The organism is Sphingomonas sp. Ant20, from assembly GCF_000783375.1.
GTDB lineage: Bacteria > Pseudomonadota > Alphaproteobacteria > Sphingomonadales > Sphingomonadaceae > Sphingomonas > Sphingomonas aerolata.
In genome coordinates this window covers 1-10,900 of record NZ_JRVI01000090.1, presented here as the reverse complement: position 1 = coordinate 10,900, position 10,900 = coordinate 1, and the positions used below count along the sequence as shown (strand labels likewise).

Annotated in this window: 10 protein-coding genes and 1 pseudogene; 4 read left to right on the top strand and 7 right to left on the bottom strand. The window is 68.8% G+C overall.

Annotated features, from left to right (window positions below):
- The 3 genes and pseudogenes from NI18_RS12730 to NI18_RS12720 all read right to left on the bottom strand — a co-directional run.
- Window positions 1–584: pseudogene (locus tag NI18_RS12730) on the bottom strand (glycosyltransferase); the annotation flags it as partial.
- Between the two features lie 43 nt (window positions 585–627).
- Entirely contained in the window at window positions 628–1,110 is a 483-nt protein-coding gene (locus NI18_RS12725) for a hemerythrin domain-containing protein (RefSeq protein WP_037530222.1), read from the bottom strand.
- A 78-nt stretch (window positions 1,111–1,188) separates the two neighbouring features.
- On the bottom strand, window positions 1,189–2,196 hold the full coding sequence (locus tag NI18_RS12720; RefSeq protein ID WP_037530220.1) for a class 1 fructose-bisphosphatase: 1,008 nt from the start codon (window positions 2,194–2,196) through the stop codon (window positions 1,189–1,191).
- A gap of 170 nt (window positions 2,197–2,366) precedes the next feature.
- Here NI18_RS12720 and NI18_RS12715 point away from each other — a divergent pair, with 170 nt between their 5' ends.
- From NI18_RS12715 to NI18_RS12705, 3 genes are read left to right on the top strand one after another with little or no spacing between them, the layout of a single operon-like run.
- Window positions 2,367–3,491 (top strand): 8-amino-7-oxononanoate synthase, encoded by a 1,125-nt coding sequence (locus NI18_RS12715; RefSeq protein WP_037530229.1) that lies wholly within the window; start codon window positions 2,367–2,369, stop codon window positions 3,489–3,491.
- Window positions 3,488–4,111: a dethiobiotin synthase gene (gene bioD, locus NI18_RS12710; protein ID WP_037530218.1), complete on the top strand. Its 624-nt coding sequence runs from the start codon at window positions 3,488–3,490 to the stop codon at window positions 4,109–4,111. The genes NI18_RS12715 and bioD overlap by 4 nt, the downstream gene beginning before the upstream one ends.
- Window positions 4,108–5,358, top strand: a complete 1,251-nt coding sequence (locus NI18_RS12705) for an adenosylmethionine--8-amino-7-oxononanoate transaminase (protein WP_037530216.1) — start codon at window positions 4,108–4,110, stop codon at window positions 5,356–5,358. Before bioD ends, NI18_RS12705 begins: the two co-directional genes overlap by 4 nt.
- Here the strand turns inward: NI18_RS12705 and NI18_RS12700 are convergent.
- Complete coding sequence (locus NI18_RS12700; protein ID WP_037530214.1) at window positions 5,355–6,017, bottom strand: sulfite oxidase-like oxidoreductase; 663 nt, start codon at window positions 6,015–6,017, stop codon at window positions 5,355–5,357. The two genes, NI18_RS12705 and NI18_RS12700, sit on opposite strands and share 4 nt — an antisense overlap.
- A 98-nt stretch (window positions 6,018–6,115) precedes the next feature.
- On the opposite strand from NI18_RS12700, the gene NI18_RS27045 reads away from it, so the two are divergent.
- Window positions 6,116–8,473, top strand: coding sequence for an aspartyl/asparaginyl beta-hydroxylase domain-containing protein (locus NI18_RS27045; protein WP_306286400.1), 2,358 nt, complete (start codon window positions 6,116–6,118; stop codon window positions 8,471–8,473).
- Between the two features lie 18 nt (window positions 8,474–8,491).
- On the opposite strand, the gene NI18_RS22410 is transcribed toward NI18_RS27045, so the two are convergent.
- The 3 genes from NI18_RS22410 to NI18_RS12675 form a co-directional block, all read right to left on the bottom strand.
- Window positions 8,492–9,037, bottom strand: coding sequence for an energy transducer TonB (locus NI18_RS22410; protein WP_052149179.1), 546 nt, complete (start codon window positions 9,035–9,037; stop codon window positions 8,492–8,494).
- 111 nt (window positions 9,038–9,148) lie between these two features.
- The gene (locus NI18_RS12680; RefSeq protein WP_306286399.1) at window positions 9,149–10,477 is read right to left on the bottom strand and encodes an aspartyl/asparaginyl beta-hydroxylase domain-containing protein; all 1,329 of its coding nucleotides are present in this window, start codon (window positions 10,475–10,477) and stop codon (window positions 9,149–9,151) included.
- Window positions 10,452–10,900, bottom strand: a 449-nt coding sequence (locus NI18_RS12675; protein WP_037530211.1) for a hypothetical protein, incomplete at its 5' end; no start/stop codon positions are given. The genes NI18_RS12680 and NI18_RS12675, both read right to left, overlap by 26 nt.

Below are 10,900 nucleotides of genomic sequence, written 5' to 3'. Positions count from 1 at the left end.
GGTGTGATGCACCCGGATCCGCGCCGCCGGCATCCCCATCGCGATCATGTCCGCGCGCATCGCCGCGCTGACCGCGAGCAGCCCGTCCGCCGCGCAACCCGCACGCCGGATCTGCGCGCGCGTGCCCGCCGCACGACCCCAAAGATGAATATCCGCCCCGCGCGCTTGATCGACACGGGCACGCCATAGCGTCGCCCGAGCGCGACCGCGGCAACGCCGTCGGGAAAGAAGAACGACGCATCAATGACATCGAATGGAAAATTCGGCCGCACGGCGTCGAGCACCGGGATCAGCGCGCGGGTCAGCGCCGCGGCTTGCCACCGCCCCCCGGTCGCAGGGATCGTCGTGAACCGCGGCCGCTGCACGCCCACCCCACGCCACGTCTCCTTGAGCGGCAACCGCGCGAGCGGCGCGAAACGCGGCATCAGACGCAGCGGCCCGGGCGGCAGGCCGATCGGTGCGATGACACGCAGGTCGACCCCCGGATGCGCCGCGAGCCCCAGCGTCTGCCGCTCGACAAAGACGCCGAAATTGGGCCGGCTCGCATCGGGAAACAGCGTGGACAGGGTCAGGACGCGCATCATGGCCCTTGATATCGCCGCCGGGTTAAGAACCCTGTCGCCGCGATTATTGCAGGTCGACCGGCCCGGTCGCGATCACCCCCGCGCGCAGCGCATCGTCATACAACAGCGCGCTTTCGCGCTGCACCTGATGCGTCAGCCGGCTCAGCATCGCCTCGGCTTCGCCGCGGAACTCATACCAGTCGGCGGGCTCGATCGTCGGCAGCCAGTGCGCGATGAACACCCGCCATTCGCGGCGCAGCGCGTCGAGTTCCGCGGCCATGACCGCGACCGTCTCGGGCGAATAGTCCGCCTCGGTCGCGATCGCGGTCAGGTCGATCACCTCGTCCTCGACGCCCAGATGATCCGCGACCAGCACCGCCAGCTCGAGCAGCTTGCGCGACGCCCCCGCGCAATTATGCCCGCGCCGCTGCAACAGCGCGACCAGGTCGGCGCAGCGTTCGGCGATACGGTCATGAACGTCGATCAGGCGTCGCCACGACGTCCGGTCGTCACGCTGCTCGGCGAGTCTTTGTGAGGTGACTTCCATCGAATTTCTCCCCTTTTCAACGCGCGCCCTCGTCCGTCATGCCCCAACCCCCCGACCGCCGGCGGGTGACGATGCGCGCTACTCCCGATAGGCGGTGGTTATCGCTTCGACTTCTGCCGGATCGCCCATGATCAGGCCGATCCGCTGGTGCAGGCTGCTCGGCTCGATCGACAGGATGCGCTGCTCGCCGTCGGTGGCGGCACCCCCTGCCTGCTCCATCAGCATCGCCATCGGATTGCCCTCGTACATCAGCCGCAGCTTGCCGACCTTGCCGGGCTGGCGGACGTCGCGTGGGTACAGGAACACGCCGCCGCGCTTGAGGATGCGGTGCGCGTCGGCGACCATCGATCCGGTCCAGCGCATGTTGTAATCGGTACCGAGCGGCCCGTCCTTGCCCGCGATCCGCTCGTCGATGAACCGCGTCACCTCGGGCGACCATTGGCGCGCATTCGACGTGTTGATCGCGAATTCGCGCTTGCCACCGGGCATGCGGATGTTGGTGTCGGTCATCACCCACGACCCGATCTCGCGGTCGAGCGTGAACTCGTGCACGCCGGCGCCGACCGTCAGCACTAGGATCGTCTGCGGACCATAGACTGCATAGCCTGCCGCGACCTGGGTCTGCCCCGCCTGGAGGAAGTCCTGCTCGGACACATCGGCGCCCGACGCGGTCTCGGCCGCGCGCAGCACCGAAAAGATCGTGCCGACCGACAGATCGACGTCGATATTGCTCGACCCGTCGATCGGATCGAACAGCAGCAGATATTCACCCTTGGGATAGCGGTTGGGGACGAGGTGGATCGTCTCCATCTCCTCCGACGCCATCGCCGCCAGGTGCCCGCCCCACTCGTTCGCCTCGAGCAGCATCTCGTTCGCGATCACGTCGAGCTTCTTCTGCACCTCGCCCTGGACGTTCTCGCTCTCGAGGCTGCCGAGCACGCCGCCCAGCGCCCCCTTGCCGATCGCATGGCTGATCGCCTTGCACGACCGCGCGACGACCTCGATCAGCAGGCGCAGCTGCGGCTGCAGCGTGCCGGCCTCGCGTTGCTGTTCGATCAGGAACTGGGTCAGCGTCTTGCGCTTCATGGGCAGGGTACCTTCGACCGGAATGGAGAATGCAATCGTGGTTAGCCAAGCCGATCCTGCTATACCATAGGAGAGAAATGCCCGATCCGACCGAACGATCCCTCTTTATGACGGGGTGTTTCGGCCAATCGGCTCGCGCTGGCGCGGCGTTGTCGCTAGAGGCTGCCGCGATGTCCGCGTTCGACCAGCATCATCGCGACCTCTCCGCGCTTGCCGCCGCGACGCGCCGCCGTGCGCTGATCGCGCGGCAAGGAGTTGATTTCGCCTCCAATGACTATCTCGCGCTCGGCCAGAGCGGACGGATCGCCGCGGCCGTCGCGGCCGCGCTCGCGCGCGGCGTCGCGGTCGGTTCGGGCGGATCGCGGCTGCTCCGCGGCAATGATCCCGAACATATCCTGCTCGAAACCGAGGCGGCGGCGTTCTTCGGCGCGGAGGCCGCGTTGTACTTCTCGACCGGTTATGCCGCCAACGCCGCGCTGTTCGCGACGCTGCCGCAGACCGGCGACCTCGTCGTCCACGACGCGCTGATCCATGCGAGCGCGCATGAGGGGATGCGGCTCGGCCGTGCGGAGACGGTCTCGGCAGCGCATAACGACGTCACCGCCTTTGCCGATGCGATCGCGCAGTGGCGCCGCGCGGGCGGCACCGGGCGGCCCTGGATCGCGGTCGAAAGCCTCTACAGCATGGACGGCGACCGCGCGCCGCTCGACGCGCTCGTCGCGCTCGCCGAGCAGCATGACGGCGTCGTGCTGATCGACGAGGCGCATGCCACCGGCGTGTTCGGCGACGATGGCCGCGGTCTCGCCGGGCATCTGGAGGGACGGCCCGACATCGTTACCTTACGCACCTGCGGCAAGGCGATGGGGTGCGAGGGCGCGCTGGTCTGCGGCCCCGAGATTGTCCGCGACTTCCTCGTCAACCGGGCCCGCGCGTTCATCTTCTCGACCGCGCCCTCGCCGCTGATGGCGAGCGCCGCGCGCGCGAGCCTGCAGATCCTCGCCGACGAACCCGAACGCCGCACCGCCCTGCGCGCGCTCATCGCCACCGCCGAAACCGTGCTCGCACCGTACGGCGTCGTGCCGACCGGATCGCAGATCCTGCCGCTCGTGCTCGGCGACGATGCGACGACGATGCGCGTCGCGGCGGCGGTCCAGGCGGCAGGGTTCGACGTTCGCGGGATTCGCCCGCCGACCGTGCCCAGGGGCACGTCGCGCCTGCGGATCTCGCTCACGCTCAACGTCACCGCACCCCAGATCGCAGGGCTCGGCGACGCGTTGCAAAAGGCCCTGTCATGACCCGTCTCGTCGTTACCGGCACCGACACCGATGTCGGCAAGACCGTCTTTGCCGCCGCGCTCGCGGGCGCGCTCGACGCAAGCTATTGGAAACCCGTCCAGGCCGGGCTCGACGGCGGCAGCGATGCGTCGCGCGTCGCCGCGCTATCCGGCCTCGCGCGCGAGCGGATCCTGCCCGAGGCCTATCGGCTGACGACGCCCTGCTCGCCCGACCGCGCGGCGACGCTCGACGGGGTGACGATCGACCTCGACCGGCTCGTGCCCCCCGCGCTGCCCGGCCCGCTGGTGATCGAGGGAGCGGGCGGGGTGATGGTGCCGCTGACCGACACCTGCGTCTTTGCCGACCTGTTCGCGCAGTGGCAGCTGCCCGTCGTGATCGTCGCGCGCACCGCGCTCGGCACGATCAACCACAGCCTGTTGTCGATCGAGGCGCTGCGCCGCCGCGACGTGCCGATCCTCGGCGTCGCGTTCGTCGGCGATGCGGTCCCGCACAGCGAGGCGGCGATCGTCCGGCTGGGCGACGTGCGACATCTCGGCCGGCTGCCGATCCTCCCCCGGCTCGACACCGCCGCGCTCAGCGCCGCGTTCGCCGCCAGTTTCCGGCTCGAGGATTTCCGATGACGTCGCCGATCTGGCATCCCTTCACCCAGCATGGTCTGGGCGACCCGATCCCCCGCATCGTCCGGACCGAGGGGGCGGTGCTCCACACCAGCGACGGGCGGCGGATCGTCGACGCGATCTCGTCCTGGTGGGTGACAACGCATGGCCACCGCCATCCCCGGATCATGGCCGCGATCGCCGAGGAGGCGGGGCGGATGGACCAGATCATCTTCGCCGGCTGGACGCATGAACCCGCCGAAACGCTTGCGCGCGGGCTCGTCGCGATCATGCCCAAGGCGCTGCGCCACGTCTTCTTCTCCGATTCCGGCTCGACCGCGGTCGAGGTCGCGCTGAAGATGGCGCTTGGTTACTGGCGCAACCGCGACGAACCGCGCGACCGGATCCTAGTGCTCGAACACAGCTATCACGGTGACACGATCGGCACGATGTCGGTCGGCGAACGCGGCGTCTACAACCGCGCCTATGCGCCGCTGCTGTTCGACGTCGGCACCATCCCCTTCCCGCACCCCGGCGCCGAACGGGCCACGCTCGACGCGCTCGAGGCAGCGTGCCGCGCCGCGCCCGCCGCGTTCATCGTCGAACCGCTCGTGCTCGGCGCGGGCGGCATGCTGATCTATCCGCCGCACGTACTCGCCGAGATGCGCGCGATCTGCGCCCGTCACGCCGTGCTGTTCATCGCCGACGAGGTGATGACCGGCTGGGGCCGTACCGGCACGCTGCTCGCCTGCGAACAGGCGGGCGTCGTGCCCGACATCCTGTGCCTGTCCAAGGGCTTGACCGGCGGCGCGGTCCCGCTCGCGGTGACGATGGCAACCGCGGAGATCTTCGACGCGCACCTGTCCGACGACCGCGCACGGATGTTCTTCCACTCCTCGAGCTATACCGCCAACCCGATCGCCTGCGCCGCCGCCAACGCGAACCTCGCGATCTGGCGCGACGAGCCGGTGCCTGACCGGATCGCGACACTCGGCGCACGACAGGCGGCGCATCTCGACCGCATCGCCCGCCTGCCCGGCGTGACCAACCCGCGCCGCATCGGTACGATCGCCGCGGTCGACCTGCAGGTCGGCGATCGCGGCTATCTGTCGGATCTCGGCCCGAAACTGCTGCGCTTCTTCACCGCACACGACCTGTTGCTGCGACCGCTCGGCAACACCGTCTACGTCATGCCGCCCTATTGCATCGACGAGCCCGACCTCAACGCGATCTATGCCGCGATCGAGGAGGCGTGCGCGACCCTGCTCTAGTCCTCGCTGTAGCGTTCCTCGGCCCAGGGATCGCCGCGCCGGTGATAGCCATTGACCTCCCAGAAGCCCGGCTTGTCCGCGCCAAGGAACGCGATCCGCGAAATCCACTTCGCGCTTTTCCAGAAATAGAGATGCGGGATGACGAGGCGGACCGGGCCGCCATGCTCGCGGGTCAGCGGCTTGTCCTGCCAGCTGTGCACAAGCAGCGCGTCCGCCGCGGCGAAATCGGCCAGCGGGACATTGGTGGTGTAGCCGTCATAGCCGTGCAGCGTCAGGAACGCCGCCGCATCGACCGGGCCGACATGGTCGAGCAGGTCGCGCGTCGCCACGCCCGACCAGTCATTGTCATAGCGCGACCAGGTCGTGACGCAGTGAATGTCCGACCGCACCGCGGTCTGCGGCAACGCCATGAACCCCGCCCAGTCGAGCGTCACCGGCCGCTCGACCAGCCCGTCGATCGTCAGCCGCCACCGCTCGCGCGCGATATCGGGCTGCTGGCCAAGATCGAGCACCGGCCAGTCGCGGACCAGATGCTGCCCCGGTGGCAGGCGGTCGCCCTCCGCGCGGTCCGTCGCTCCCGTCAGGAACTTGCCCTCGCTTGCCCAGCGTTGCTTCGACCGCGTCAGCTTGGTCGGTTCGGACCTGTCATCATCGCTCATGCGGCACAGACTAGGCGGCTTGCGGCGACGGGGCCACCGTCGATTTCCCGGGGGATTTCACGGGGGATTTCGTGGCGCGGAGCGGGTATCCCCCGGTAATGCCTCAACCGATCACCTTCTATGTCGGCCATCAGGGCCGCGGCCATGCCAATCGCGCAATGGCGATCATCGACGCGTTACCCGCCGGGCGCGCCGTCACGATCCTGACCGCACGCCCCGCATTGTTCGACGGCTTCGCGCGCGCCGTCACGCTGGTGCCCCTGCCCGACGAGGCCGCGGCCAGTGACAGCCCCCCCCGCCGGCGCTCGCCGCGCAGCCCACCCCCCGACATCCTCCACCGCGCACCGATCGGCGACGCGGCGATCCGCGCGACGATGCGGACGATCCTCGACCATCTCGACATGGTCGATCCCGCGCTGTTCGTGGTCGACGTCTCCGCCGAGATCGCGCTGCTGGCCCGCATCGCCAGCGTCCCCGCGATCGGGATCCGGATGCACGGCAACCGCGGCGATGCCGCGCATCTCGCCGGCTATCGCGCCTGTGTCGGCCTGCTCGCGCCCTTCGACGAAGCGCTCGAACAGCCCGAGACCCCTGACTGGATCCGCGCCATGACCCATTATGCGGGCGGGCTGTGCACCGCGCAGGACCGCGTGCCGGGCAAGGCGGAGGCGCGGGCGATGCTCGGCCTCTCCCCCGACCGCGAGATCGTCGTCGTGCTGACCGGCGGCGGTGGCGCGGGCACGCCCTATGCGCCGCTGACCATGGCCGCGCGCGCGTTGCCCGAGACCGACTGGCTGGTGCTCGGCCCCGTCCAGCGCGAGGGCCATGAAACCGATTTCGGCAATCTCCACCTGCGCGGCTGGGTTTCGACGATCACCGCGCACATCGCTGCGGCCGACGTCGTCGTCGCCTCCAGTGGCGATACCATCGTCCACGAAATCGCGCGCGCGGCCGCCCCTATGTCTGCGCGCCCGAATGGCGCTATTTCGACGAACAGATGCGCAAGGGCGAACGTCTGGCCGAACTCGGCGCCGCAATCCTGGTGCCAAGCTGGCCCGGCGCATCGACCCCATGGCGCGGCCTGCTCGACGCCGCCAAGGCGCTCGATCCCACAGCGCTCGCAAGCCTCTACACCCCCACCGCCGCGGCCAGCGCCGCGGACTATCTCGACCGGCTCGCCACCGATCTCTGGACACGCTGAACCGGCCCCCCCGGAATGGAAGATAGGCGGGTCCGATCCGGACGTTTTTAGCTGTATCCGGTTCATTGCCAGGCTAGCCTGCGTCATGCACCTGACCCGGCCACAGGCCGACTCGCTCGCCCGTGAGGGCATGACCGCGCTGCGCAACGGCAACGCCGCTGTCGCCTATGAAAGGCTGTCGCTATTGCGCGACGGCGCACCGGGCATGCCCGCGCCCTGGTTTCTGATCGCGCAGGCGGCGCAGGCGCTCGGGCGCGACGACGAGGCCGACGACGCGCTCGTCCGCTTTCTCGCGACCGAGCCCCGGCATCTCGGCGCACTGCTGACGATGGCGGCGCTGAAGCGTCGTCGTGGGGACGATCGTGCGGCGGAGTCCTTCTATCGCACCGCGCTGTCGGTCGCCTCCCAGCCGGGTGCGACCATCGCCCCCGCGCTCGTCCCCCTGCTCCGGGTTGGCGAGACCTTCCTGACCGAAGTCGCCGGCCGTTTCTCGGCGCATCTCGACGCGGCCCTCAAGGACATGCCGCGCACGGCGAGTCCCCGGATCCGCCACGCGCTCGACCTGCTGCTCGGCCGGAGCGAGCTCTATCTTCAGCAACCCTCGATGTTCTATTTCCCGGGCCTGGCGCAGCGTGCCTATTTCGAGCGCGACGAGTTCGCCTGGGTCGCCCCGATCGAAGCGGCAACCGGCGCGATCCGCGCCGAACTGGACGCAGTGCTCGCGGCCGGACCGGGCTTTGCACCCTATGTGCAGACCATGGCCGGTCGACCACCGCCCGCAAACCCGCTGCTCGACGATCCGGGCTGGGGCGCCTTTCACCTCTGGCGTGGTGGCGTGCCGGTCGAGCCCAATGCGACGATATGCCCGAACACGATGGCCGCGCTGTCGCTGGCGCCGATCCCCGTCATTCCCGGCCGGTCGCCGATGGCGATCTTCTCACGGCTGACCCCCGGCACGCATATCCGCCCGCATCACGGCATGCTCAACACGCGGCTTATCTGCCACCTTCCCCTGATCGCCCCTGACGGATGCGCGCTGCGCGTAGGGTCCGAGACGCGCCCGTGGCGCGACGGCAGGATGCTGATATTCGACGATTCTTTCGAGCACGAGGCGTGGAACCGGGGGACGCAGACCCGGATCGTCCTGCTGTTCGAAGTCTGGCGTCCCGAACTGACCGCGACCGAACGCGACGCGCTGACCGACATATTCGCCGCGATCGACCGGTATCAGGGTCCCGTGGTCGATACCGGCTAAACGCGGCCGGCGTGTCGATCAGTCGCCCGGCATCGCGCGGGTATGCATCTCGCGGGTCTCGTCCTGCGCCAGTTCATACTGGCGTCGCCATTCCGCCTTGGTCAGGCAGATGCGCTGGCTCGCGACCAGCGAGCCCGTCCGCGCCTGCGCACGACAGATCTTCTTCTCCGGCAACGGCCCCGCGGTGGCTGATGCGGTCGTGGGTCGGACACCCGCAGGCAGCGTCCAAACGACTTGCCCCTCCTGCCGGGTCGTCGGCCCGCCGCCGCCCGGTGCGACATAGGCCGCAATCTGCGCGTGCGAGAACAGGAAGTCGCACGTCGCCTCGTCGAGCGCGGCAAAGCCGCTGCTCTTCGAAACCGCACATTCGCGCAACCGCCCCTGCCGATCGACGGTAACGCTGATCCCGACGGTTCCCTGCTCACCGCGACGCAGCGCCCCGCGCGGATAATTGGCGAGCTGAACACGTGCGTTCTTTTCCCGGAGCGCCTGCAGCGCGGGATCGTCTGCAGATGCAGTGGAGACGGGTGCGATTTGCGCCCCGACGGCTGATAGGCCGACCATACCCCCCACGAGCACGATGACCCACGACCCTCGGCTTGCCCATGACAGCGTCGTCCGCATAGTTTCGTCTCCCAGCCAGTATTTCACCACCGCAGCCTCGCGCGGGCAAGCTCAATCCACCACGTCGCCCGCCATGCCCAGCTGCGCGCCGAGCGTCCCGAACATCCGCCGCATCATCGCGATTTCGCTCGCGGTGAGATGCGGGTTCCAGACGTCGACGATCAGGACGGCGCGAATCTCGTCGCTGTCGTTCCACGCCTCATGCTCGATCGTGTCGTCAAACACGAACGCCTCGCCGACACGCCACGCTCGGGTCTCGCCCCCGACCCGAAAGCCGCATCGGTCGGGCACGATCAACGGAAGATGGACGACGGACCGGATATTGCTGACCCCCGTATGCGGCGGCAGCCGCGTGCCGGGCTTGAGGACCGAGAAGAAGGCGGACGGCCCGCGGCCGGGAATGTCCGCCAACGGCAGCGTCTCCAGCATCGCCGCGGTTTGCGGGCACCGCGTGCACACCGCATCGTCGCGCACGCCATACCGCCACAGATATCGGGCGCTCCACAGATCCGACCCGTCGAGTGGGGTCCACCGGTTCGGCGGCGTGCCCGGCGTCATCGCGACATCGGGCGCGAAGCCCGATGCCCCATCGGCAAGAAGGTTTTCCAGCTCTGCGCGGATCGCCGGCGTGGCCGCTTCGAACGCAGCCAGCCAGGGAAAATGCCGCCGCGGGAAGAATTCGTCCGCGGGCAGGAATGGAAAATGCAGCCCGTGGGGTACCGGCGCATGGATCGCCCGACGACCGAGCATCGCATCGATACAGACGTCGATGCGACGTCGATCGTCCGCGGCCGCATCCTCCCGCAACGGTGCAAGCGCCGTATCGATGGCATCGGACAGCGCACGTGTATGCTGCGCGATCCTATCAGAGGCACGGACGAGGAGCTGACTTAACGCTGGCGACCGCTCGGGGAGCGACTGAACGATCGTGGCCACCCCACCCCAGCGAAACGCCGCCGCCGCAGTGTTACCGACGCGGTCCTGGAGTTCGGCCAGCCGGACGTTCGCCATCAGATTGCGCTGGTCGAGCGCAAGCGCGCGTTCGAGCGCGGTCTGTTCCCCCACGCTGTCGCCGAGCCCGCGATAGGCGCTCGCCAGGTTCATCCACAGCGGCGACGCGGCAGGGTCAGCTGTCGTCGCGCGCGCGAAATAGCCGACCGCCATACCATCGCCCCGCGCCAACGCGTCGAGGCCCAGCGCGTTGAGCGCAACAGGATGTTCGGGTGCAATGCCGAGCACGTCGTGAAAGACGGCGCAGGCCCGCGCACCGTCGCCGGCACGCTGCGCGGTTTCGGCGGCTTGCAACAACATCTCGAGCGACGGCCCCGGCTGCTGGCGCATCACCGGGGCGCCGTTATTGCGCACCGCTGCGTGCGGCACGTTCGACCATATCCTGTCCAGCGGCACGTCCCGCCTGCGCGATCTGGTCCCATTCCGCGCGGGTGTGGCATTCGCGTCGCGTCTCGATCAGCGATCCCGACGGCGCCGATCGCTTGCAGATCCGACGCTCGGCCGGCGGTGTCGCGGCCGGTGGCACCTCATCGCGCTGCGCCATCGTCGCGCCGGCCGCTGCCACAGTGAACGCGGACGGCGCCGCCACGATCAGCGACGCCGCGGCAAGACCCGATCGGACCCCCGATCCACACCATGTCGTCCGCATCATCATGCCGCTCCGCAATGCATTGCCGGTACGCATCATGACGGGTCCTTTCAGTTTCGCAACGAGATTTTTGGCCGATTCGGACGTACCAAGACCGGTGGCAGTCGGCACCATGATATGCGATCCCGATGCCATGACCCGTC

Excerpts from the sequence above, each read along its gene's own strand:
- NI18_RS12700 (WP_037530214.1), bottom strand. The coding sequence starts at position 6,017 with ATGAGCGATGATGACAGGTCCGAACCGACCAAGCTGACGCGGTCGAAG.
- NI18_RS12715 (WP_037530229.1), top strand. The coding sequence starts at position 2,367 with ATGTCCGCGTTCGACCAGCATCATCGCGACCTCTCCGCGCTTGCCGCC.
- NI18_RS12705 (WP_037530216.1), top strand. The coding sequence starts at position 4,108 with ATGACGTCGCCGATCTGGCATCCCTTCACCCAGCATGGTCTGGGCGAC.
- NI18_RS12725 (WP_037530222.1), bottom strand. The coding sequence starts at position 1,110 with ATGGAAGTCACCTCACAAAGACTCGCCGAGCAGCGTGACGACCGGACG.
- NI18_RS22410 (WP_052149179.1), bottom strand. The coding sequence starts at position 9,037 with ATGGTCGGCCTATCAGCCGTCGGGGCGCAAATCGCACCCGTCTCCACT.
- NI18_RS12720 (WP_037530220.1), bottom strand. The coding sequence starts at position 2,196 with ATGAAGCGCAAGACGCTGACCCAGTTCCTGATCGAACAGCAACGCGAG.
- NI18_RS27045 (WP_306286400.1), top strand. The coding sequence starts at position 6,116 with ATGCCTCAACCGATCACCTTCTATGTCGGCCATCAGGGCCGCGGCCAT.
- bioD (WP_037530218.1), top strand. The coding sequence starts at position 3,488 with ATGACCCGTCTCGTCGTTACCGGCACCGACACCGATGTCGGCAAGACC.